The organism is Aeromonas sp. MR7, assembly GCF_963899385.1.
Taxonomy (GTDB): domain Bacteria; phylum Pseudomonadota; class Gammaproteobacteria; order Enterobacterales; family Aeromonadaceae; genus Aeromonas; species Aeromonas bestiarum.
Map to the genome: position 1 here is coordinate 894,777 of NZ_CAWQXH010000011.1, position 23,077 is coordinate 917,853.

The following is a 23,077-nucleotide window of genomic DNA, read 5'->3' on the forward strand; positions in this document are numbered from 1 at the left end:
AAGGCCTTTTATCGTTAACAGCCTTTTACCGTTAACAAACAAGAGTGTGAGTCATGAAAAAAGTCATTACCGTCTGCCCCTATTGCGGCACCGGTTGCAAGATCAACCTGCTGGTTGAAAACGACAAGGTGGTGGGGGCCGAAGGCGCCAACGGCCGGACCAACGAGGGGCAGCTCTGCCTCAAGGGTTATTACGGTTGGGATTTCCTCAACGACACCAACCTGCTGACCCCCCGTCTCAAGAGCCCTATGATCCGCCGCGAGCGCGGTGGCAAGCTCGAAGCCGTCTCCTGGGACGAAGCGATCGACTTTGCCAGCAGCCGTTTGTCTGCCATCAAGGCCAAATACGGCGCCGACGCCATCATGACCACAGGCTCGGCCCGTGGCCCCGGCAATGAAGCCAACTATGTGATGCAGAAATTTGCCCGCGCCGTGCTTGGGACGAACAACGTCGACCACTGCGCGAGAGTGTGACACGCACCCTCAGTCTCCGGTCTGGAGACAACTGTAGGCAACGGCGCCATGAGCAACGCCATTCCCGAAATTCAAGAGACCAAGTGCCTGCTGGTGTTTGGTTACAACGCTGCTGACTCTCACCCCATAGTCGCCCGCCATATTCTCAAGGCGAAGGCGAACGGGGCCAAGGTGATTGTGTGTGATCCCCGCATGGTGGAAACCGCCCGCATCGCCGATCAGTGGCTGCCGCTCAAAAACGGTTCCAACATGGCGCTGGTCAATGCCTTCGGCAACGTGCTGATCGCCGAGAACCTCTATGACAAGGCGTTCGTCGCCAACTACACCGAGGGGTTTGAGACCTACAAGGCGCTGGTGGCCAGGTACACCCCGGAATACGTGGAGGGGATCACCGGCCTCAAGGCCGCCGATATCCGCGCCGCCATCCGCACCTATGCGGCCTCGCCCGCCTCCATGATCCTGTGGGGCATGGGGGTGACCCAGTACGGTCAGGCGGTGGATGTGGTCAAGGGGCTGGCCGGAATTGCGCTGCTGACCGGCAACTTCGGTCGCCGTGGCACCGGCTGCGGTCCGGTGCGCGGGCAGAACAACGTGCAGGGCACCTGCGACATGGGGATGCTGCCGCACCAGTTCCCGGGCTATCAGTCCGTGAGCGATCCCGCCATCAGCGCCAAGTTTGCCAAGGCGTGGGGCGTACCGTCCCTCTCCCAGAAGCCCGGCTACCGTCTGACCGAGCTCAGCCACAAGGTGGAGGAGGGCAAGTGCAAGGCCTTCTACATCTTCGGCGAAGATCCGGCCCAGACCGAGGCCGACCTGGCCCAGTTCAGGCGCACCCTGGGCGGCATGGATCTGGTGATAGTGCAGGACATCTTCATGACCCAGACCGCCGAGATGGCGGATGTGATCCTGCCCGCCACCAGTTGGGGCGAGCACGAGGGGGTTTACAGCTCGGCGGATCGCGGCTTCCAGCGCTTCTACAAGGCGGTGACGCCGCCGGACAACGTGAAGCCGGACTGGGCCATCTTCTCCCTGATGGCCAGCGCCATGGGGTATCCCATGGAGTACCGGGATACCAACCAGATCTGGGACGAGATGCGCGCCCTTTGCCCGCTCTATACCGGGGTCAGCTACGACAAGATGGCCGATCTCAAGAGCGTGCAGTGGCCCTGTCCGACCGAGGATCACCCGGGCACCAGCACATTGTTCGAGGGGAATGTGTTCACCACCCCGAGCGGCAAGGGTCAGCTGATCGCCTCCGAGTGGCGGGCGCCGCTGGAGCAGCCTTGTGCCGAGTATCCGCTGGTGCTCTCCACTGTGCGGGAGGTGGGTCACTACTCCTGCCGCTCCATGACAGGCAACTGCTCTGCGCTGCAGACCCTGGCCGATGAGCCGGGCTATGTGCAGATCCACCCGAGCGATGCGCAAAAGCTCGGCGTGAAGGATCAGGCGCTGGTCTGGATCTCGTCACGGCGCGGCAAGGTGATCACCCGCGCCAACTACAACGAGCGGGTCAACGCCGGTGTGGTCTACATGACCTACCAGTGGTGGATCGGGGCGTGCAATGAGCTCACCATAGAGCACCTTGATCCCGTCTCCTACACCCCCGAGTACAAGTACTGCGCGGTGAAGATTGAGCGCATTGAGGATCAGCCCGAGGCGGAAGTGTACGTCCAGACTGAATACAGTGCGCTCAAGGCGAAATTGCGTAGCGCCGCCAAAGGGTAATCGTCGTTAAATAAAGTGGATCCAGGCTCTGTTCGCAGGGCCCGGATCCTCTCATCCTTTTTTCAGCTGGCAGGTGTCCTTCATGAAAAATGAATTAACTCTCTCATTCGGGATCTTTTATGTTTCCGCTTATTTTCTGGTGATGTTATTGGGGCTGGTCTGCTTCTGGTGGCACGACGAGTTGATATTTCTGCTGGGGTTCGGTTTCTTCGGCTGTTTTATCGCCGCGCGCATCGCCATGGGCGCCGTGCTGGCGGCGCTGAGCGTGCAGGCGGCCTGGCTGATAGCCTTTCTCTCCACCACCCTGGTCAACGGCCTGCTGACGGGCTTGCTGGCGCTGGTGATCCTGCTCACCCATCAGGCGGTGTCTGCAGAAATAGCCGATAATATCAGTGGGTTATTGATTGCATTTCAGCTGCTGTCGGCCGGTTTCATCCTGGGTGGCCTCAAGCTCTACAACTACCAGCTCATCTCCTCCTGACGGGGTGCAGCCATGGGCAAGCGGCGGCTATCCAGTCAACCCATCAAGCGACGCCATGCGACGACGCGAGCCGACAGAAATTGGCGGAGCACGGCAATATATGTGAGCCAATGTGAGCATATTTGGTAGTGATGGCGGGATATTGGCGCTGGCCTGTCTGGTTGTAATGGGGGTAGGGCTACCTTATTATGCGTCAGGCAGTGAGAAGCTATTTCAAGGCATGTTAGTTTTTATAATTAAGCGTTAAGTTTTTAAAAATTAATTATAACATCTGATGGATCTGGCTGACCTGTTGTTTACCGTCGTTGCTGACCGCAATGTGCCCGCAATCTTTTGCCCATATAGATGTAACGTGAGGCCAGAATGCTGAATGTGAGTGCCATTCCGTTAACCGACATCTCACCCATCTGGGATGACGGCTTTCTCTCTCTCTCCAAGAACCTGCTCTCCGCCGTCACCCTGGATGATTTCATCAAGAAGCTGAACCGGATCGACGCCTGCTTCGCCGGTGTGACCCGGGTCAACCTGATCCTCAATCTGGGGACGGGGGAGGAGGCCCTCTTCTACTTCATGGGGGAGAAGGGCCCCAAGCACCTGGTCTGTGCCAAGGCCGATCTCCATTTCTCCAGGGAGCAGGCCATAGTGCTGCCCGCGGCCCGCTTTCACAACCGCTGCGAGTTACTGGCGGCGGCCGGGGTGTATGAGGGGTTGCACTCTTACTGCCAGTTGCCCATCACCACGGCCCGCAGCCACCTGGGCGGGGTGGAGTTCATCAGCCCGGCGGCCAATGCCTTCCCGATGGAGACCCTGGCCAAGCTGACCCAGCTGGCGGCCATCGTCGCCATCGCGCTGGAGAACGTGCTCGACAAGGAGCGCACCCTGGAGCAGGCCAACTCCCTGCGTCTGGAGCGCGACAGCTGCAAGATCCTGGTGGATGTCACCAATGCGGTGATCAAACTGGTGCGCATCGCCGAGTTGCCGAGGAGCCTCTTCTCCATACTGCAGCACCACTTCTCCATCAGCAGCCTCTGCCTGGCGGAGTACAACGCCACCTCCGACAGCTTCAAGAGCTATCTGGTCAATCAGCAGCAGAGCGATCAGCCCGGCATCATCAACCACTCCTGCTTCGAGAAAAACTGTCTGCAGGGTGCGCTCGGCCACAGCGAACCCTTCTTCATCTATCGGGAGCAGGGCCACGGCTGCGACTCGAGCTGCCGCTTCAGCTCCCAGATACTGCCGGCCGATGCAGACAGCTCCTGCATACTGCCGCTGCGCTATCGGGGCAATCTGCTGGGGGTCTTGATCCTCTCCCACCCGGATGCCGACTTCTTTGCCGACATCGACATCTCATTGCTGGAGCAGGTGGCGGCCCGCACCGCCATTGCCATGAACAACGTGCAGGCGCAGCAGGAGATCTCCAACACCACGGGTGCCCGCGAGAAGACGATCCGGGTGGCGGAGCTCGAGCCCAACGCCGATTTCTCCAGCATCATCTATCAAAGCGCCGCCATGGAGAGCGTGCTGGAGAAGGTGAAGCTGGTGGCCCAGAGCGACTGCTCAGTGCTGATCCTGGGGGAGACAGGCACCGGCAAGGAGCTGATCGCCCAGGCCATCCATCGGCTGAGCGATCGCCGCGAACAGGAGATGGTGAAGGTAAACTGCGCCGCCATTCCCACCGGCCTCATCGAGAGCGATCTGTTCGGCCACGAGAAGGGGGCCTTCACCGGCGCCCTGGCCCAGCGCATCGGTCGCTTCGAGCGGGCCCACAAGGGCACATTGTTTCTCGACGAGGTGGGGGACATGCCGCTGGACTTGCAGCCCAAGCTGTTGCGGGTATTGCAGGAGCACGAGCTGGAGCGGGTCGGCAACAGCAACCCCATCGCCATCGACGTGCGGCTGGTGGCGGCCACCAACTGCGATCTGCTCTCCATGGTCAAGAACAAGCGCTTCAGAAGCGATCTCTACTACCGGCTCAACGTCTTTCCCATCGAGTTGCCACCCCTGCGCGAGCGGCGCGAAGACATACCGCTCTTGGTCAACTTCTTCATCAAGAAGATTGCCAAGCGGATGCGCCGCAACATCACCTCGATCCCGGCCGATGCCATGAAGATGCTGGTGTCGCTCCCCTGGTACGGCAACATCCGCGAGCTGGAAAACATCATAGAGCGCGCCGTGGTGATGACCCGGGGCCATGTGCTCAACCTCTCCCCGGACGAGCTGATGCCGCTCAAGGGCTATCACAAGATAGAGACCCTGGTCTATGACGAGCCCGAGCAGGCCTTGTTCAAGGGCGGCAGCGGCCAGAGCGAGGGGGGGGAGGACGAGCGCCAGACCATCATAGACACCTTGCGCGAATGCAACGGCATAGTCGCGGGGGAGCGGGGCGCCGCCAACCGGCTCGGCATGAAACGCACCACCCTGCTGTCGAAGATGAAGCGGCTCGGTATCTCGGCGAAAGCCCCCCAGACCCTCAACTAAGGGCTCCAAGATGTTGCTCGAACTCGATAGCGATACGCCGCTGGCGCTTAGCGCCCACCGGGAGGTGGTCCATTACCAGCGCGACGGCGTCACCACGGACAGCGCCATGCAGCTGCCCTGCGAAACTCCGGTGGCGCTGGTCTACAACGGCATCGCCCACAGCGTCATGATGTGCTCGGCCGCCGATCTGGAGGACTTTGCCATCGGCTTTTCGCTTTCCGAGGGGATCATCGACGCCCTGCAAGACATCCACGACATCGAGCAGGTCGATGGCTGCCAGGGGATTGAGCTGCATATCACCCTGGCCAATCGCTGCGTCCATCGCCTGAAAGAGAAGCGGCGTACCCTGGCGGGGCGCACTGGGTGCGGCATCTGTGGCAGCGAGAGCCTGGAGCAGGTGGTGCGCACCCTGGCACGGCTGCCGGACAGCCAGCGCTTCGAGGTGACCCTGATCGACAAGGTGCTGGACGCGCTGCGGCCCCTGCAACAGCTGGGGCAGAGCACGGGGGCCACCCATGCCGCCGTCCATGTGGATGGTGCGGGCAATATCCTGGCCATTCGCGAGGACGTGGGGCGTCACATAGCGCTCGACAAGCTGGTGGGGCACCTGCAGCGCACCGGCCGGCGCGATGGCGCCATTCTGGTGACCAGCCGCGCCAGCTTCGAGATGGTGCAAAAGTGTGCCAGCGCCGGTGTGGAGATCCTGCTCGCCATCTCGGCCGCCACTGAGCTCGCGGTCGAGCGGGCCGAGCAGACCGGGCTCACCCTGGTGGGCTTTTGCCGCCCGGGCCGCGCCGAGATCTACAGCGGTCGTCAGCGCATCCTGCTGGGGTAGTGCGGTCTTGCTTGCCGCCTCATCCGGTCGGCGACGTCATAGCGCCGGCAGGCACAAGGCCATTGGCGGACGGGGGGCGGCTCGGGTATAGTCCTGCGCCAACAAGATAGGTTCGGCCGGGCGAAGCGCAACCCGCACCCGCAAGGGTTGCTTGAGGTCGCCGCCCGCCGACACAGCGTCAAAGGATACTTAGCCCATGAAATTCAGCCCCTTGCTGGATGAGATGATGAAGGCCCTGCAGGTGCTGCCGGGGGTCGGTCCCAAGTCGGCCCAGCGCATGGCGTTCACCCTGCTCGAGCGCGAGCGCAGCGGCGGTTTGCGCCTGGCCCAGCTGCTCAACCGGGCGCTGACCGAGATAGGCCACTGCAGCCATTGCCGCACCTTCACCGAGAACGATCGCTGCGAGATCTGCGCCAATCCCAAGCGCGAAGAGAGCGGTCTGCTGTGCGTGGTGGAGAGCCCGGCGGACGTGGCCGCCATCGAGCACACGGGCCAGTTCTCCGGCCGTTACTTCGTGCTGATGGGGCACCTCTCGCCGCTGGATGGCATAGGCCCGGAAGAGCTGGGGCTGGAGATCCTGGAGCGGCGCCTGAAGGCCGAGTCCATCAGCGAGCTGATCCTGGCCACCAACCCCACCATCGAAGGGGATGCCACCGCCTGGTACATAGCCGACATGGCCCGCGCCGCCGGCGTCAAGGTGAGCCGGATTGCCCACGGCGTGCCGGTGGGGGGCGAGCTGGAGCTGGTGGATGGCACCACGCTTTCTCACTCGCTGATGGGGCGTCAGCCTCTTAATTGAGCCCGCGTCAGCCCCTTAATTGAGGCCGCATCAGCCACTGAGCTGAGCCTGCGCCAGGCTTATTGCTTCCCAAACCCGCCTCGGCGGGTTTTTGTTTGAGCGATGGGCGGCGCCTGGCAGTGCGCTGGCGCAAAAATCGCCATTCGCACCGTCAGCAGACTTGTCCCCCTTGAAATGGGGATCCCAGGCCCCATCTTGTATCAGGAATGTGTTCAACCCGAATCGCCTGAGGATAGTGTCGATGACCCAAAGCGTTCATGCCGAAACCCACGGGTTTCAGACTGAAGTCAAACAACTGCTGAGCCTGATGGCCCACAGCCTCTACTCCAACAAAGAAGTGTTCCTGCGCGAGCTGATCTCCAACGCCTCAGATGCGGCGGACAAGCTGCGCTTCAAGGCGCTTTCCGATGCCTCTTTGTTCGAAAACGACGGCCAGTTGCGCGTTCGCCTGGTGGTTGATAAAGAGAATCGGACCCTGACTATCTCTGATAACGGCATAGGTATGAGCCGGGATCAGGTGATCGAGCATCTGGGCACCATCGCCAAGTCCGGCACCGCCGAGTTCTTCAAGAACTTGTCCGGTGATCAGGGCCGCGACTCCCAGCTGATCGGTCAGTTTGGTGTCGGTTTCTACTCCGCCTTCATCGTTGCCGACAAGGTGACTGTGGTTTCCCGCGCCGCCGGCACCGAGCCTGATCAAGGGGTGCAGTGGGAATCGGAAGGGGAAGGCTCCTTCACCGTGGCCGATGTGACCAAGGAAGGCCGTGGTACCGACGTCATCCTGCACCTGCGTGCCGAAGAGGAAGAGTTCCTCGACGACTGGCGTCTGCGCGCCGTGGTCGCCAAGTATTCCGACCACATCAGCGTGCCGGTGGAGATGTTCAAAGAGGGCACCCCGGACCGTGAAGAAGATGGCGAGACCGTCGTCGGCACGCCGGGCGAGTGGGAGCAGGTCAACCGCGCCACCGCACTCTGGACCCGCAATCCGAAAGAGATCAAGGACGAGGAGTATCAGGAGTTCTACAAGCACGTCGCCCACGATTTCGAAGATCCGCTCTTGTGGGGTCACAACCGGGTGGAAGGGGCGCAGGAGTACACCAGCCTGCTCTACGTGCCGGCCCGTGCCCCCTTCGATCTCTACAACCGGGATCAGAAACACGGCCTCAAGCTCTACGTGCAGCGCGTCTTCATCATGGACGACGCCGAGCAGTTCATGCCGGCCTACCTGCGCTTCGTCAAAGGGGTGCTGGATTCCAACGATCTGCCGCTCAACGTCAGCCGTGAAATTCTGCAAGACAACAAGGTGACCGTCTCCCTGCGCAAGGCCTGTTCCAAGCGGGTGCTGACCATGCTGGCCAAGCTGGCCAAGGATGACAGCGAGAAGTACGCCAAGTTCTGGAGCGAGTTCGGCAACGTGCTCAAAGAGGGGCCGGCCGAGGATCACGCCAACCGCGAAGAGATCGCCAAGCTGCTGCGCTTTGCCAGCACGGCGGGCGAGGGCGAAGCCCAGACCGTCTCTCTCGAGGATTACGTTGGCCGCATGAAGGAAGGCCAGCAGAAGATTTACTACATCACCGCCGACAGCTTCGCCGCCGCCAAGAACAGCCCGCACCTCGAGATCTTCCGCAAGAAGGGCGTCGAAGTGCTGCTGATGTGGGAGCGCGTCGACGAGTGGCTGATGAGCCACCTGACCGAGTTCGACGGCAAGCAGCTGGTCTCCGTGACCCGTGGCGAGCTGGATCTGGGGGATCTGGAGGACGAAGCGTCCAAGCAGGCGCAGGAGGAGGCTGAAAAAGCCAACGCCGGTCTGGTGGAGCGGGTCAAGCAGAGCCTGGCCGACGCGGTGAAAGAGGTGCGTGTCACCCACCGTCTGACCGATTCACCCTCCTGCATCGTCACCGACGACCACGGCATGAGCACCCAGATGATCAAGCTGATGCGCGCCGCCGGCCAGCCGGTACCTGAGCAGAAGTACATTCTGGAGCTCAACCCGGATCACGCGCTGGTGAAGAAGCTCGACACCATCCAGGACGAGGCGCTGTTCGGCGAGTGGGTCACCCTGCTGCACGAACAGGCCCAGCTGGCAGAGCAGGGCGGGCTGAATGATCCGGCGAGCTTCGTCTCCCGTATCAACCGTCTGTTACTCCAGGCATGATGTTTGGGCCCACTGCATGCAGTGGGCCTTTTTTATGTGGCGCTTGCCCGACAAGGGGCAAGCGCCTCTCTTCGTTATTGGGGGGGCGCTGCATTTTCACTCATTTTTTCAGGGTAGCGTTGCGGCTTGAGTCGCCTCGCCGCTGCGGGAACATGGTGAAAAATAAGCCACTCACACGGGGCAAGCTTGTGAAAATGAGCGAAACCGTGTAGTTTTTTGCCTTCTCAAGAATTGAATAACCAATCAATAGGAGCGTGTATGCGCATTGTTCTGTTGGGGGCTCCGGGTGCCGGCAAGGGTACTCAGGCTCAGTTCATCATGGAAAAACACGGTATTCCGCAGATCTCCACCGGCGACATGCTGCGTGCGGCGATCAAGGCGGGCACCGAGCTGGGCCTCAAGGCCAAAGCCGTGATGGACGCAGGTCAGCTCGTCTCTGACGACATCATCATAGGCCTGGTCAAAGAGCGTATCGCCCAACCGGATTGCGCCAACGGCTTCCTGCTGGATGGCTTCCCGCGCACCATTCCCCAGGCGCAAGCCATGAAGGATGCCGGTGTCGTGGTCGACTTCGTGCTGGAGTTCGACGTGCCGGACGAAGAGATCGTCAAGCGCATGAGCGGTCGTCGCGTCCACTCCGGCTCCGGCCGTACCTACCACGTGGTGTTCAACCCGCCGAAAGTGGAAGGCAAGGATGACGTGACCGGCGAGGATCTGGTGATCCGTGCCGACGACGAAGAGACCACGGTGCGCAAGCGTCTGGACGTGTACCATCAGCAGACTGCGCCGCTGATCGGTTTCTACGGTAAAGAAGCGGAAGCGGGCAACACCCGTTACGTCAAGATCGACGGCACCCAGCCGGTGGATCTGGTCAGCAAGCAGCTGGCCGCCATTCTGGGCTAAGCCTGCCGTTGCCAACCGCAATCGGTCGATAACGAGTCTGAGACAAGGGTCCATCCAGGGCCCTTTCTTGCATCATAACAAGAACGACAAAAACAGCATGACAGGAAGCTAACGTGACCACCAAAACCGGGATCTTGCTCGTCAATCTGGGGACGCCAGCGGCGCCGACCACCTCCGCCGTCAAGGCCTTCCTCAGCCAGTTCCTACAGGATCCGCGGGTGGTCGAGATACCTCGCCTGTTGTGGTCCCCCCTGCTCAATTTCATCATATTGCCACTGCGTGCCCCCAGGGTGTCCAAGCTCTACCAGCAGATCTGGACCGAGCAGGGATCGCCGCTGATGGCCATCAGCCAGCGTCAGCGCGATGCCCTCGAGCAGGAACTCAAGCGCGAAGGGGTGGATGTGCCCGTGGTGCTCGCCATGACCTATGGCAAGCCGTCACTGGCCGACGGTTGGCAGGCGCTCAAGGCGCAGGGGGTCAACCGGGTGATACTGTTGCCGCTCTATCCCCAATATGCCGCCAGCACCACGGCCGCGGTGTTCGACGGCTGGGCGCGGGTGATGAAAAACGAGCGCCACCTGCCGGTGATGCGGCTCATCCGCGACTATCACAATCATCCCGAATATATCCAGGCGCTGGCCATGAGCGTGCGCCGCCAGTGGGAGCAGCAGGGCCAGGGTGAGCATCTGCTGATGTCGTTCCACGGCATCCCCCAACGCAGCGAGGACGAGGGTGATCCCTATGGTCACCAGTGCCGCCGCACCGCGACCCTGCTGGCCGAGGCCCTGGGTCTTGCGCCCGAGCAGTGGAGCGCCAGTTTCCAGTCCCGCTTCGGCAAGCAGGAGTGGCTCAAGCCTTATACCGATGCCACCATCACGGCGCTGGCGGGGCAGGGGATCAAGCGACTCGATGTGATCTGCCCGGCGTTTTCCGCCGACTGCCTCGAGACCCTGGAGGAGATCCAGGTCGAGAACCGCCACCTCTTCACCGAGGCGGGTGGCGAGCAGTTCCATTACATCCCGGCGCTCAACAGCGATCAGGCCCATATCCGCATGATGGTGTCGCTGATCTGCCGCGAGCTGGCGTGACCACCCCGGGTTTCAACGTTCAACGATAAGGATTGTCTTCATGATGCATATCACGCTGATCTACGCCGGTCTGCTGGGGCTCTTGTTCCTGCTGCTCTCCTTCTGGGTGGTCAAGCGCCGTGCCCAGTTCAAGGTGATGATAGGGGAAGGGGAGGCGCCCGAGATGCGCTCTGCGATCCGCGCCCACGGCAACTTCGCCGAGTACGTGCCGCTGACCCTGCTGCTGATGGCCCTGTGTGAACTGGCGGGGGTCGGTGCCCTCTGGCTGCACCTCGGCGGTGCGCTCCTGCTGGTGGGGCGAATCCTGCACGCCATCGGCATCCAGATCCCCAGGGCGCCGAACAAGCCCAGGCTGTTTGGCACCCTGTTCTTCTGGCTGTCCCTCGGCCTCTTTTCGGTGCTGGCCCTGGTGCAGGGGTTCTCGTTCGGCTGATCTCCTCATCGTGGCCGACTGAAAAACCACCTCCCGGCGAGGTGGTTTTTTTATGGGAGCGGGATAAACGTTTTCCTCTGCAGCCCTTGTCTATACTGACGCCATATTTTAATCAGGCGACTTTTCGGCGCGGCGGATTGTGTTAAAATCCCGCCCCTCTTTCCCCCAGAGCACAGAACATTGCCATGAAATTTCCCGGTCAGCGCAAGTCCAAACACTACTTCCCGGTCGACAGGCGCGATCCCCTGATCCCGCAAAATCCCCTGCTTACCGAACTTGGCAAAGCCTATGTGGTGGGAATCGATCAGACCCTGGTGGACATCGAAGCCCATGTGGATGAGGACTTCCTGAACCGTTATGGCCTGAGCAAGGGCCACTCTGTGGTGATCAGTGACGACGTGGCCGAACGGGTCTATGAAGAGCTCAAGACCAACAACATGGTGGTGAGCGAGTTTGCCGGTGGCACCATAGGCAACACCATGCACAACTATTCGGTGCTGGCGGACTCCCACTCCATCCTGCTCGGTGTCATGAGCCAGGACATCCGCATCGGCAGCTACGCCTACCGCTATCTGTGCAACACCTCTTCCCGCGTCAACCTCGATTACCTGCAGCCGGTAGACGGCCCGGTCGGTCGCTGCTTCACCTTCATCACAGAGTGCGGCGAGCGCAGCTTTGGCATCAACGCCGGCAAGATGAACCAGCTGGATGTGCACCATGTGCCGGAAGAGGTGATCAAGGGGGCCTCCGCACTGGTGATCACCGCCTATCTGGTGCGCGGTGACGATGGCGATCCCATGAAAGAGGCCGCCATGGCCGCCGTGCGTTACGCTCGCGAGGCCGGCGTGCCCGTGGTGCTGACCCTGGGTACCCGCTTCGTCATTGCCGACAATCCCCAGTGGTGGCGCGACTTCATCGCCGAGAACGTGACTGTGCTGGCGATGAATGAAGATGAGGCCGAGGCCCTGACCGGCATCGCCGATCCCCTCGGCGCTGCCGACAAGGCGCTGGACTGGGCCGACATGGTGCTCTGCACCGCCGGCCCCATCGGCCTCTACATGGCGAGCTACACCGAGGAAGACTACAAGCGCGAGACCACCCATACCCTGCTGCCCGGTGTCATCCCCGAGTTCAACATGTATGAGTTCAGCCGCCCCATGGCCCGCGCCAAGTGCCGCAAGCCTGCCCGCATCTACTCCCACATCTCCCCTTACATGGGTGGCCCGGAGAAGATCAAGAACACCAACGGCGCAGGGGATGGCGCGTTGTCTGCCGTGCTGCACGACATGGTGGCCAATGCCTATCACCGCATGAATGTGCCGAACTCCGCCAAGCACATGTCCGAGTTCCTGACCTACTCCTCCCTGGCCCAGGTGTGCAAGTACGCCAACCGGGTCAGCTATGAGGTGCTGGCCCAGAGCAGCCCGCGTCTCTCCCGCGGTCTGCCCGAGAAGGAAGACAGCCTGGAAGAGGTTTACTGGGAGCGTTGATCCCGGCCATGGCAAACGCCTCCTTCGGGAGGCGTTTTATCAGGCAAAACACGGCATTGGGCAGTTTTTTGTGCGAATAACCCCAAGATGCTTGAGTCCATGTCACTTTTGCGACACCATTTGGCCACCGCATTGCCACTCGGCACTGCAGTGGCCGCAGCACCCGATAAAGAGAGAGCCCCATGAGTAAGTTAACTGACAATCTTGACGCCAATTTCCAACTGTTCATCGAAGAAGTCCGCGAGTCGGGTCAGGTGTGGGGCTTGCGTTACGGTGAAGACTGGGTCGTCTGCCGCTCTGCCGAATTTGAAGATGCCGATGTGATGCCGCTCTGGTCTGCCGAGGTTGATGCCCGCCTGCATTGCGTGGACGAGTGGGCCGACTACGAGCCGGAAGTGATCGAGCTGGAAGAGTTCCTCGACATCTGGATCAACGATCTGGACGAGGACGATGTGCTGATCGGCCCGAACTGGAATGCCGATCTGGAAGGCCAGGAGCTCGAACCCATAGAGCTGGCCAAGGCACTGGTCGAACTGGACGCCTGAACCGTTCTGCATTGATGGCCACGGCCATCGGATGCCTGAAGAACCGATATCCGCGAGGATGTCGGTTTTTTTATGGCCAGCTTGCAGAATACTGAATGAAAAGGCGATTTGGCTTTGCACCTGCGGGGGGTATGGTCCATCATCAACCTTTTGCCGAGCGGGAGGAGCCATGTTTGTATTCGACGTAACCGGCATTGCAGGGGAGCGCGCCGAGATCCGGGTCCAGGCGCTGGACTGGGGGCAGACAGGCCCAGTCACCTTCAGCTGTGATGACGATCAACTGGCCGTGCTGCTGTTGACCGAGTGCCGCTGCGATGCGGTGGGTTTCTTCAATCTGCTGGCGGGCAGCAAGCCGCTTTATCTCGAACAGTGGCTCGCCTATCTGCAGGAGACAGGCCGCATCGCCAAGCAGAGCAGCCAGCTGGAGAGCCCGGCCCAGAGCGACTACCTCGCCAGAGCCGGCTTCGAGCACGAAGAGCTCAATGCCCTGCTGGGCCAGATCTATCAGGTGGCAGGTTTCAACCGCCTGCAGATCAACCGCTACCTCAAGAATCGCCATAATCCCACCACACTGGCGACCCGTTACGATCAGAAGGAGCTGGAACGTTATCGCCAGCTCAACGACATCATTCTGACTCTGCTGAAGTTGAAGCGTCCTCAGTAAACAGCCCAAGCTGGCTGATATCCGGCCGCAACTGCTGGGGCTTGGCGATGAGATAGCCCTGCAACCCGTCCACATACATGCCCTGCAGCAGCTGTTTCTGGCCAAGCTGCTCCACCCCTTCCGCTATCACCTGGCAGCCCATGCGATGTGATACGTCCACTATCATCCGCACGAACTGCTGATTGGTCAGATCCTGCTCCAGCCCCGTGATCAGGGCGGGATCCAGCTTGATGTAGTCGGGCTTGAGCTCGCGAAACAGGTTGAACGATCCTATCCCCTTGCCGAAGTTGCAGATGGCGGAGCGACTGCCGTTGCGCCTGAGCAGCTCGAACACCCGCTTGGCCCCCGTCATGTTGCGCTCCAGATGCTCCTCATCCAGTTCGAACACCAGGTTGGCGCTGGTGTTGGGATCCTTGAGCAATTGCCGGTCGAGCCAGATCAGGAAGGCGCTGTTTTGCAACAGGTTGCTGGAGAGGCTGATACCCCAGCGACTCTGGTTGGAGCCAAATGCCCGGTACTGGCGCATGACGTTGATGACCAGCATCTGCTCCAGTCGCATCACCATGTCCAGTCGCTGGGCCATGGCAAACAGGGTGTCGGTCGGCAGCACTGTGCCGTCGGCGCCGCTGAAGCGGGTGTAGATCTCGTTGTAGGCCAGCATGCTGCGGTGCATGGGCTGGATCGGCTGATAGGTAAAGCTGATGCGCTCCTGCTCCAGCAGATCATTGAGCACCAGCTTCCAGTGGTGCTGGCCCTGCAGTTCCACCACGTCATCGTCCTGTTGAATGGCCCAGCCGTTGACCGTTTCTGTCTGGGCACGGGCCAGCGCCAGATCCGCCCGCGCCAGTATGGCCTCTATCTTCTGCCCGCTGCTCAGGCGCGTCAGCCCCGAGTAGGCGGCGCTCTCCAGCTCGTGTTGTTGCTGATAGTGATCGAAGGCGATCTTCAGATCCCGGCCGAGCAGGGGCGGCGGTATGTTGGCCACCGGCTGCACCAGCACGGCGAAGTCGGCCCCCGAGATGCGATAGACCTGATGGCCCGGGAAGCGGCTGACCACCCGGGTGATGAGATTGGCGATATCCTTGATATAGGCGTCCCCCGACTGGAAGCCGCGCTGGGCGTTGAGCTTGCCAAGTTCGGTGGCGCGGATCAGCACCAGGGTGGCGGTCTGGGTGTCCTGATCCCGCTGCAGCAGCTCCGTCATGTCGCGCCGGAACGCGTGGCGGTTCTGCAACTGGGTCAGCTCATCCTGGGTGGCCTGATTGTGCAGCTCGCTGATCTGACGGTGGGCGTCGAGCTCGGCTTCATTGAACCGGGTCAGCAGTTGTTGCAATGCTTCCTGGGCTGCCGGGCTCTCCAGACAGGCGGGATCGCGCAGTCGCAGTGCCTTGAGCCAGACTTGTTCCTGCTGTTCACGCTCGGCATTGCGGGTGCGATGGGCCAGCATGAACAGCAGGCCAAAGCCAAGCAGGGTAGTGCCGACGATGAGGATCAGGGTGAAGGGGGTTGCCTGTACGGCGAGCCAGATGCCTTGTAACAACAGCAGAGGAGCACAGGTGACGGCTGCGATCAGTAACAGGTTACTCCCGAGCTTGTTCAACATCTTGTCATCCTTGATGATGCGTGTGATGTTGAAATTCTAACCAAGCTCGGGGTGTAAAGCATGGGATCCCGCTCAACTCCTGGAAAAGGGCCAATTGAAATCGGTTAAATGTGAGTGAAACCACTTTCATGGGCACTTAAAAAGGCGAAGATGGGTTGAAAATAGATCAAACAAGGCAGAGGTAAATCATGTTGTTAGAACCCGTAAATACTGCCAAAGCACGGCAATTATTGAATCAGAGTATGGCCTTGGTGCTCGCGGGGGGACGGGGCAGCCGCCTGAAGCAGTTGACGGACAACCGCGCCAAGCCTGCCGTCCATTTCGGCGGCAAGTTCCGCATCATCGACTTCGTGCTCTCCAACTGCATCAACTCGGGCATTCGCCGGGTGGGGGTGGTGACCCAGTACAAGTCCCACAGTCTGTTGCGCCACCTGCAATCGGGCTGGTCCTTCCTGCGCTACCAGATGAACGAATTCATCGACCTGCTGCCCGCCCAGCAAAGGGTGGACGAGGTGCACTGGTATCGCGGCACCGCCGATGCCATCTATCAGAACGTCGACATCATTCGTGACTACGGCCCCAAATACATAGTGGTGCTGGCGGGGGATCATATCTACAAGATGGATTACGCTGCCATGCTGCTCGATCACGTGCGTCTCGGTGCCAAGGTGACGGTGGCCTGTATCGAGGTGCCACGGGCGGAGGCCTCTGCCTTCGGGGTCATGGACATAGACGAGCAGCGCAAGATCCGCGCCTTCGTCGAAAAACCGGCCAACCCGCCGGCCATGCCGGGCCATGAGGACAGATCCCTGGCCTCCATGGGCATCTACATCTTCGAGGCGGAGTACCTCTATCAGCTGCTGGAAGAGGACATCCACAATCAGGAGTCCAAGCACGACTTCGGCATGGACGTGATCCCGCGCATCGTGGGAGAGGGCAAGGCCTTTGCCCATCCCTTCACCATGTCCTGTGTCGGGGCCAAGGAGGGGCAGAAACCCTATTGGCGCGATGTGGGGACCCTGGATTCGTTCTGGGAAGCCAACATGGATCTCGCTTCCGTGGTGCCCGAGCTCGACATCTATGACGAGAACTGGCCCATCTGGACCAGCCAGACCATGACGCCGCCCGCCAAGTTCGTGCAGGACAGAAACGGTCAGCACGGCATGACCATCAACTCCATGTTCGCGGGGGGATCCATCGTCAGCGGTTCCTTCGTGCTCAACTCTGTGCTGTTTACCCATGTGCGGGTGCACTCCTTCTGCACCCTGGATCAGGCCATCATATTCCCCGGGGTCGAGATAGGTGCCGGCTGCCGTCTGCGCCGGGTGGTGGTGGACAAGGGCTGCGTGCTGCCCGATGGACTGGTGGTGGGGGAGAACGCGGACGAGGATAGCCGCCGCTTCTACCGCTCCGAGCAGGGGATCGTGCTGGTGACCAAGGAGATGCTGGCCAAGCTGGCGTGAGAGAGAAGCGTGAAACTGTGTCAGACGTTGTAATGCAAAGGGAGCCGAATCGGCTCCCTTTCTTTATGGTGTGATCGTTGGATTTATCCGCTGACTCATTTCTCGCTGACAATGGCCTTGGCGGCCATCACCATGGCGGTGCCATGTTTGCCACCGGCGGCGGTGACTTGCGGCACGCCGTCTTCGTCCGTGTCGCCACCAGCTCCTTCGATGACGTTCTCACCGGAGTCGCCGATCCACTCGGCCATCTGCATGCCGCCGTTGACCGTGCCACGGAACCAGCTCACGTAGCGCTGGGTCAGCTGGGCCAGTTCCAGCGCCGGGGCCTTCTCTGTCCCCTCGTTGCGCAGGTTCAGCATGGCGGAGCGCAGGGCGCCCGAGATGGCGGCCTGGGTCCAGGGGGTGTATTCGCCCTGCTTGGCCGCGAGCCAGGTGCCGGCCTTCTGGTTGAAGTAGGCCTTGTCGGTGGCGATGAAGAGCTCGCGCGCGGCAGTGCGGTACTTGGCATCCGAGGTGGCCAGGAAGGCGGCCGTCAGACCCCGCACGGCGGCAAATTGCGCGTCGATGGACTGACCGGCATCCAGCTTGCCACCCAGGGTCAAGCCGTCATGCACCAGACCGTTCTTGCCCTTGAGCTTGCCGAGGATGAAGTCGGCCTGCTGGCGAATGAGCACCAGCGCCTGCTGGCCTTGTGCGGTTTTCAGGTTCAGTTCGCCGTTGTCACCGGCGGCATAGCCGACCGGCAGTGCATCCTGGGCCCGCTGGAAGATCTGCAGGGCGACCAGGGCGTAAGCGGCGTCGAAGGTGGTGACGTGCTTGCCTTGTTTGCCTGCCTGCCAGCTGTCGACCAAAGTGCCGGCCTTGGGCTCGAAGTGCAGGGCGTTGAGGTTCTTGAACACCAGGCCAGAGAGGTTCAGGGCCAGGGAGAAGGCGTCGTCGCCGACCACCTGCTTGGCGCTCTGACCCTGGGTGTTGGCGGCCGGGGCGGCGGCAAACGGGGCACCGTCAAACACGGCGTGGAAGGCCGGGTTCTGGTTGGTGTTGGCCGTACGTTGATCGCTGAAGGCGTAGAACTCGGAGAGCGGCCACAGCATCATCCAGGCATCGCGCAGCTGGGCTGAGCCATCCACCACCTCGAGCTTGCCGATGGCGCCCACCTCATTCTTGCTGGTTTCGGTCACTTTCACCTGATGGGGGAAGTAGACGATACCCTTGGACGGATCGTATTGCGGTGTGATCTTGGCTCCCAGCTGCTTGCCATCGAAACCGAGCTGGCCCTGCATGATGGCCAGCTTGTCGATGGACTGTTCGGTCAGCATCATGCCGTTGAAGCCATCGGCGGCAGAGACGCCCAGCTTGTGCTTGCCGTCCTGATCCATGGTGGACGATGCGGCTTCCACTTCTTCATCGCTCTCGGCCACGTGCATGCCGCCGAGGAAGTCCTGGGACCACATCACCTCTTTGAGCAGTATGCCGCCCACGGCTGCCGGGTTCAGCAGGTTGTCGGCACCGCTCCAGCGCAGGGTGGTGTAGTCGCGGAAGTAGGCCGGTACCTGGGTTTTGACGGTTTTCTCTGTGCCCTTGGCGGTCTTGATGGTGATCTGATCGCCGTTGACCGGGGTGGTGTTCACCGCTTGCGCAAACTCCGGATTGGCGGAGGCGTAGGGCAGGGAGAGGGGATACATGCCTTGCGGCACTTCATCGGCCGGGAAGCCGACGGCCTCGGCCATGGCCAGCACCCGCTTGCCGAGATCGGCCAGGGTGCCGCCGCGGGCCAGGTTTTGCGGCCCGTTCACCAGATGGGGGCCCATGCCGGACTGATAGTTCAGCGCGTACATGGCCTCTTCGGAATATTCATAGGATTCGATGCCGGCGGCGAAGTCGAACGGGGTCGGCTCATCGGCGCGGTTGGCATCCAGCACATCCAGATCCAGCCCCAGCGCTTCGGCCAGCGGCTCGCCGGAGAGCTCGAACTCGGTATAGGCCAGCATGTTGGCGGCGGTGTTGAATGTCTTGTCTTCCACCTTGACGGCAGCCTGTACGGCGCCACTGAGCAGTGCGCAGGCGATCGCCTGTACCAGTACGGTTTTTCTCATGTCCCTTCTCACCATATGTTTGATTTTATTATGACGCTTCTCATGAATCTAAATGAGAATGGTGTGCATTATGTACCAAGGCGGGGGGCTTGAGAAGAGAAAAGCCGCGCTCCGAGAGGGGCGCGGCCTGAGGGTCACAACAGCTTGAAGGGGATGACCAGTCGGCCCGGTTCCACCTTGAGCGCCTCGACCTTCTCCTTGATCCTGGCTTCGTTCTTGCGACTGCCATCCAGCCGATAGACGGGGGTCTGGGAGAGGAACAGCGAGAGCGACTGGTTGAAGGTGGGCAGCAGGGGTGTGAGGGCGGCGCCCACGTCGGCTGGCTCCGTCTTGACCGAGATGAGTTCGAGGTCACGCAGGTAGATGGCGCCCTGCTCGGCCACATAGTCGGGGCGGGCGCTGAGGGAGAAGCGGATCTTCATCTGCTGGCTGCCAAGGGGGCTGCTGACCTGCAGATCACCGGCAGCATCCAGCTCGACCCGATCGGCGCGGGCGCGGCCGATGCGGCTCTGCATCTCGTCCAGGCGGATCTTGCTCGACATGATGCCGGGGATCCCCAGCTGTTTCTCGAAGGCGACCCTCTCTTTGAGGTATTGGTTGATTTCGCCTTCGCTGACGTTGTACTGGGTGAGCGAACAGGCTGCCAGCAGCAGGCTGAGGGGGAGCAGAAGCAGGTGCTTTAACATCGACAGTTCCGTGAGTTGAGATAAGTGACCAGAAAGATGGCGCTATCTTAGGGGGAAATGCCCCTGGCTGCCAGTCTGGGCACACAGCTGCCGTTTTTGTCGCAGCCTCATATGGGGTGTGGGCTGCATCTTCATACGAGTAACCCCTTCGGTACCTGGCATGGCAGGCCGCCAGTGGCGCGGCTTGCCCAATATCCACAGATAAGTTCCAGTTTTATCGATATAAAAATCCCATTGACCGGGTGATTTCAAAGCGAGTATTTTACCGCCGCACAAATACAAATTGATAATCATTATCATTTTGAATCATATTTGAGGGTGTAACGTGGATACTCTTGTGATGGAAAATAGCGCACCTGCCCAGGCTGCGTCTCCGCCCGATTTCTTGTTTACCTCAGGTCAGGGCACGATCAGCGCCTACGATCTGGGCCAGCCTATCACCACCCCCGCCTGCGAATGGCCCCTGCTGGAGCGACAGATAGCCAGGGCGCTGGCGGCGGCCGAGGCCGCAGGGCAAGCCAATCCGCTGCTGATCGGTGCCTTCGCCTTCGACCCTGCCGACGCCTCCTGCCTCTATGTGCCCGGCCGTTATGAGCGGGGAGAGCGAGCGCCCGCGGCGGAGCGTGCCGCCGAGGCCAATCAGGTCATCTCGGTGCAGAGCACGCCGGCGGCGGCCGAATTCAAGACCTCGGTCAGCTCGGCGCTGGATGCCTTCGCCCAGGGTCACCTCGCCAAGGTAGTGCTGTCGCGCAAGCTGATCCTCACGCTGCACAAGCCCGCCGATCCCGAGCAGGTGCTGGCCCGGCTGATGAGCCAGAATCCCCATGCCTTTCACTTCTCTCTGCCGCTCGGGCAAGATCGCCGTCTGCTCGGTGCCAGCCCCGAGCTGCTGTTGCGGGTCAGCGGGGGCGAGGTCTTCACCCACCCGCTGGCGGGCTCTGCCAAGCGCGGCGGCGAGCCGGCGCAGGACCGGCAGGTGGCCCGGGATCTGCTGGCCTCCCGCAAGGATCAGCATGAACACCGTCTGGTGATCGACGAGATCCGCCGGGTGCTGACACCGCACTGTCGCGAGCTGGCCATTCCCACCAATCCCACCCTGATGAGCACGGATACCCTCTGGCATCTGGGCACGCCCATCGCCGGCCAGCTGCATCCGGGTCAGGCTTCTGTGCTTTCCCTGGCCTGCCAGCTGCATCCGACCCCGGCCCTGTGCGGTTACCCTACAGAGCTGGCGCGCCAGTTCATCCGCGAGCAGGAGCCCTTCAGGCGCGCCCTGTTCAGCGGCATCGTCGGCTGGTGCGACAGTCAGGGCAATGGCGAGTGGGCCGTGGTGATCCGCTGTGGCGTGCTCGATGGCCATCAGGTGGAGCTGTTTGCCGGCGCCGGCATAGTGGCAGGCTCGGATCCCGCCATGGAGTGGGCCGAGACCGGTACCAAGCTGGGGACCATGCTCAAAGCCCTGGGCCTGAGTCCGGAGGTGGCACAATGACTCAGCCCAGCCGCTTCCTGTCCTATACCCGCTGGCCCGCAGAGCTGGCGGATCAATACCGAGCCAAGGGCTATTGGCGCGGTGAACCCTTGACTACCATGCTGGCGCGTCAGTGCGAACTGGCGCCGGATGCCGAGGCCATCCTCTGCGGCGAGCGCAGCTTCAGTTATCGCGAGCTGGACGCCGCCTCGAGCCGATTGGCCGGGCGGCTCGCCCGCCATGGCCTGGGGGTGGGGGATACCGCCCTGGTGCAGCTTCCCAATGTGGCCGAATTCTATCTGGTGTTTTTCGCCCTGCTCAAAGCCGGCATAGCGCCGGTCAATGCGCTCTTTAGCCATAACCGGCTGGAGCTGGCCTCTTACGCCGAGCAGATCACCCCCCGCCTCTTTATCGGCTCGCTCGCCCATGCGCTGTTTGCCAACGGGGATCGCCACAGTGACCTGCTGCGAGGCATAGGTGCCGAGCTGGTGTTGCTCGATGGCGAGAGCGGGGAACTGGGGCTGACTCATTGGCTGAGTGATCTGGCAAAGACCGAAAGATTGGCCGTCCCCGCCTATGGCCCGAGTCCTGCGGACGAGGTGGCCTTCTTCCAGCTCTCCGGCGGCAGCACAGGCACTCCCAAGCTGATTCCCCGCACTCATGACGATTACCTCTACAGCGTGCGCAGGAGCAACGAGATCTGCGCCCTGGGGCCCCACACCCGCTATCTGTGTGCCCTGCCGGCACCCCACAACTTCCCCTTGAGCTCCCCCGGGGCACTGGGGGTGTTCGAGGCGGGTGGCGCCGTGGTGCTGGCGCCGGATCCCGGCCCCATGAGCTGCTTCCCGCTGATTGCCCGCCACCAGGTCAACCTCTGCTCCCTGGTGCCGCCGGCGGTCTCCCTCTGGCTGCAGGCGGCCGAATCTGATCCATCCGTGCGCAGTCAGATCGAGAGCCTCAACTTGCTGCAAGTGGGCGGCGCCAAGCTGGCCGAGGCGGTGGCGCGCAAGATCACCCCGCTGCTCGGTTGCCGGCTGCAGCAGGTGTTTGGCATGGCAGAAGGCCTGGTCAACTACACCCGGCTAGACGACACCGACGACAAGATAATCCACACCCAGGGCCGCCCCATGAGCCCGGACGACGAGGTGCGGATCCTGGACGAGGAGGACAAGCCGGTCGCCCCGGGCCAGCCCGGCGCCCTGCACACCCGTGGCCCCTACACCTTCCGTGGCTACTACCAGAGCCCGGCCCACAACGCCCGGGTGTTTGATGCCGAGGGTTTCTACTGCTCCGGGGATCTGGTGGTGCAAGACCAGGACGGCTACCTGACCGTGGTGGGCCGGCAGAAGGATCAGATCAACAGAGGCGGCGAGAAGATAGCTGCGGAAGAGGTGGAAAACCAGCTGCTGCACCACCCGGCCATCACCCATGCCGCCCTGGTCTCCATGCCCGACAGCGCCATGGGGGAGAAGAGCTGTGCCTTCATCGTCAGCACGGATCCCGCCTTGAAGCCGCTGGCCTTGCGCAAGTTTCTGCGCGAGCGCGGGGTGGCGGACTTCAAGCTGCCCGACCGTTTCGAAACCCTGGACGCCCTGCCCATGACGGCCGTGGGCAAGATTGACAAGCAGGGGCTGCGGGCGCGCATTGCGCACCTTATCGCCGGCAACCCCCTGACAACAGCATAAAACTAAA

Annotated in this window: 18 protein-coding genes; 15 read left to right on the forward strand and 3 right to left on the reverse strand. The window is 61.5% G+C overall.

All coding sequences use genetic code 11. The features are described from left to right. The first annotated feature begins 53 nt into the window (after nucleotides 1–53). The 12 genes from fdhF to AACW87_RS09170 all read left to right on the forward strand — a co-directional run bounded on the left by fdhF (nucleotide 54) and on the right by AACW87_RS09170 (nucleotide 14,069). On the forward strand, nucleotides 54–2,198 hold the full coding sequence (gene fdhF / locus AACW87_RS09115; RefSeq protein WP_241324789.1) for a formate dehydrogenase subunit alpha: 2,145 nt from the start codon (nucleotides 54–56) through the stop codon (nucleotides 2,196–2,198). 82 nt (nucleotides 2,199–2,280) lie between these two features. Further along, on the forward strand, nucleotides 2,281–2,679 hold the full coding sequence (locus tag AACW87_RS09120) for a hypothetical protein (RefSeq protein ID WP_065403213.1): 399 nt from the start codon (nucleotides 2,281–2,283) through the stop codon (nucleotides 2,677–2,679). Between the two features lie 363 nt (nucleotides 2,680–3,042). Then, complete coding sequence (locus tag AACW87_RS09125; protein ID WP_241324790.1) at nucleotides 3,043–5,157, forward strand: sigma 54-interacting transcriptional regulator; 2,115 nt, start codon at nucleotides 3,043–3,045, stop codon at nucleotides 5,155–5,157. 10 nt (nucleotides 5,158–5,167) lie between these two features. Further along, nucleotides 5,168–5,992 (forward strand): formate dehydrogenase accessory sulfurtransferase FdhD, encoded by an 825-nt coding sequence (gene fdhD / locus AACW87_RS09130; RefSeq protein WP_241324791.1) that lies wholly within the window; start codon nucleotides 5,168–5,170, stop codon nucleotides 5,990–5,992. Nucleotides 5,993–6,188: 196 nt separating this feature from the next. Further along, the gene (recR, locus tag AACW87_RS09135; protein WP_043138375.1) at nucleotides 6,189–6,791 is read left to right on the forward strand and encodes a recombination mediator RecR; all 603 of its coding nucleotides are present in this window, start codon (nucleotides 6,189–6,191) and stop codon (nucleotides 6,789–6,791) included. Between the two features lie 241 nt (nucleotides 6,792–7,032). Further along, entirely contained in the window at nucleotides 7,033–8,946 is a 1,914-nt protein-coding gene (htpG, locus tag AACW87_RS09140; RefSeq protein ID WP_098984246.1) for a molecular chaperone HtpG, read from the forward strand. 258 nt (nucleotides 8,947–9,204) lie between these two features. Next, nucleotides 9,205–9,849, forward strand: a complete 645-nt coding sequence (adk, locus tag AACW87_RS09145) for an adenylate kinase (protein ID WP_043138383.1) — start codon at nucleotides 9,205–9,207, stop codon at nucleotides 9,847–9,849. A 113-nt stretch (nucleotides 9,850–9,962) separates the two neighbouring features. After that, nucleotides 9,963–10,937: a ferrochelatase gene (hemH, locus tag AACW87_RS09150; protein WP_103472402.1), complete on the forward strand. Its 975-nt coding sequence runs from the start codon at nucleotides 9,963–9,965 to the stop codon at nucleotides 10,935–10,937. Nucleotides 10,938–10,977: 40 nt separating this feature from the next. Continuing rightward, entirely contained in the window at nucleotides 10,978–11,370 is a 393-nt protein-coding gene (locus AACW87_RS09155) for an MAPEG family protein (protein WP_241324792.1), read from the forward strand. A 185-nt stretch (nucleotides 11,371–11,555) separates the two neighbouring features. Further along, on the forward strand, nucleotides 11,556–12,860 hold the full coding sequence (locus AACW87_RS09160) for an inosine/guanosine kinase (RefSeq protein ID WP_043138387.1): 1,305 nt from the start codon (nucleotides 11,556–11,558) through the stop codon (nucleotides 12,858–12,860). Between the two features lie 182 nt (nucleotides 12,861–13,042). Next, nucleotides 13,043–13,405 (forward strand): DUF2750 domain-containing protein, encoded by a 363-nt coding sequence (locus AACW87_RS09165; protein WP_042034251.1) that lies wholly within the window; start codon nucleotides 13,043–13,045, stop codon nucleotides 13,403–13,405. Nucleotides 13,406–13,574: 169 nt separating this feature from the next. Beyond that, nucleotides 13,575–14,069 (forward strand): hypothetical protein, encoded by a 495-nt coding sequence (locus AACW87_RS09170; RefSeq protein ID WP_043138390.1) that lies wholly within the window; start codon nucleotides 13,575–13,577, stop codon nucleotides 14,067–14,069. On the opposite strand, the gene AACW87_RS09175 is transcribed toward AACW87_RS09170, so the two are convergent. Beyond that, a complete protein-coding gene (locus tag AACW87_RS09175; protein ID WP_098984244.1) occupies nucleotides 14,032–15,672 on the reverse strand; it encodes an EAL domain-containing protein in 1,641 nt (546 codons plus the stop codon). The two genes, AACW87_RS09170 and AACW87_RS09175, sit on opposite strands and share 38 nt — an antisense overlap. Nucleotides 15,673–15,860: 188 nt before the next feature. On the opposite strand from AACW87_RS09175, the gene glgC reads away from it, so the two are divergent. Then, a complete protein-coding gene (glgC, locus tag AACW87_RS09180) occupies nucleotides 15,861–17,135 on the forward strand; it encodes a glucose-1-phosphate adenylyltransferase (protein ID WP_043555434.1) in 1,275 nt (424 codons plus the stop codon). Nucleotides 17,136–17,230: 95 nt separating this feature from the next. Here glgC and AACW87_RS09185 read toward each other — a convergent pair whose 3' ends face one another. Beyond that, nucleotides 17,231–19,231 (reverse strand): hypothetical protein, encoded by a 2,001-nt coding sequence (locus AACW87_RS09185; RefSeq protein WP_241324793.1) that lies wholly within the window; start codon nucleotides 19,229–19,231, stop codon nucleotides 17,231–17,233. Between the two features lie 134 nt (nucleotides 19,232–19,365). Then, nucleotides 19,366–19,917: a lipoprotein gene (locus AACW87_RS09190; RefSeq protein ID WP_043138398.1), complete on the reverse strand. Its 552-nt coding sequence runs from the start codon at nucleotides 19,915–19,917 to the stop codon at nucleotides 19,366–19,368. 325 nt (nucleotides 19,918–20,242) lie between these two features. On the opposite strand from AACW87_RS09190, the gene AACW87_RS09195 reads away from it, so the two are divergent. Continuing rightward, nucleotides 20,243–21,406 (forward strand): isochorismate synthase, encoded by a 1,164-nt coding sequence (locus AACW87_RS09195; protein ID WP_241324794.1) that lies wholly within the window; start codon nucleotides 20,243–20,245, stop codon nucleotides 21,404–21,406. Then, nucleotides 21,403–23,070 (forward strand): (2,3-dihydroxybenzoyl)adenylate synthase, encoded by a 1,668-nt coding sequence (locus AACW87_RS09200; RefSeq protein WP_241324795.1) that lies wholly within the window; start codon nucleotides 21,403–21,405, stop codon nucleotides 23,068–23,070. Before AACW87_RS09195 ends, AACW87_RS09200 begins: the two co-directional genes overlap by 4 nt. The last annotated feature ends 7 nt before the right edge of the window (nucleotides 23,071–23,077 follow it).

Bases quoted from the DNA above. Each gene is read 5' to 3' on its own strand.
- AACW87_RS09120 (WP_065403213.1), top strand. From the start codon at position 2,281: ATGAAAAATGAATTAACTCTCTCATTCGGGATCTTTTATGTTTCCGCT.
- AACW87_RS09125 (WP_241324790.1), top strand. From the start codon at position 3,043: ATGCTGAATGTGAGTGCCATTCCGTTAACCGACATCTCACCCATCTGG.
- fdhD (WP_241324791.1), top strand. From the start codon at position 5,168: ATGTTGCTCGAACTCGATAGCGATACGCCGCTGGCGCTTAGCGCCCAC.
- recR (WP_043138375.1), top strand. From the start codon at position 6,189: ATGAAATTCAGCCCCTTGCTGGATGAGATGATGAAGGCCCTGCAGGTG.
- htpG (WP_098984246.1), top strand. From the start codon at position 7,033: ATGACCCAAAGCGTTCATGCCGAAACCCACGGGTTTCAGACTGAAGTC.
- adk (WP_043138383.1), top strand. From the start codon at position 9,205: ATGCGCATTGTTCTGTTGGGGGCTCCGGGTGCCGGCAAGGGTACTCAG.
- AACW87_RS09155 (WP_241324792.1), top strand. From the start codon at position 10,978: ATGATGCATATCACGCTGATCTACGCCGGTCTGCTGGGGCTCTTGTTC.
- AACW87_RS09160 (WP_043138387.1), top strand. From the start codon at position 11,556: ATGAAATTTCCCGGTCAGCGCAAGTCCAAACACTACTTCCCGGTCGAC.
- AACW87_RS09165 (WP_042034251.1), top strand. From the start codon at position 13,043: ATGAGTAAGTTAACTGACAATCTTGACGCCAATTTCCAACTGTTCATC.
- AACW87_RS09170 (WP_043138390.1), top strand. From the start codon at position 13,575: ATGTTTGTATTCGACGTAACCGGCATTGCAGGGGAGCGCGCCGAGATC.
- AACW87_RS09175 (WP_098984244.1), bottom strand. From the start codon at position 15,672: ATGTTGAACAAGCTCGGGAGTAACCTGTTACTGATCGCAGCCGTCACC.
- glgC (WP_043555434.1), top strand. From the start codon at position 15,861: ATGTTGTTAGAACCCGTAAATACTGCCAAAGCACGGCAATTATTGAAT.
- AACW87_RS09185 (WP_241324793.1), bottom strand. From the start codon at position 19,231: ATGAGAAAAACCGTACTGGTACAGGCGATCGCCTGCGCACTGCTCAGT.
- AACW87_RS09190 (WP_043138398.1), bottom strand. From the start codon at position 19,917: ATGTTAAAGCACCTGCTTCTGCTCCCCCTCAGCCTGCTGCTGGCAGCC.
- AACW87_RS09200 (WP_241324795.1), top strand. From the start codon at position 21,403: ATGACTCAGCCCAGCCGCTTCCTGTCCTATACCCGCTGGCCCGCAGAG.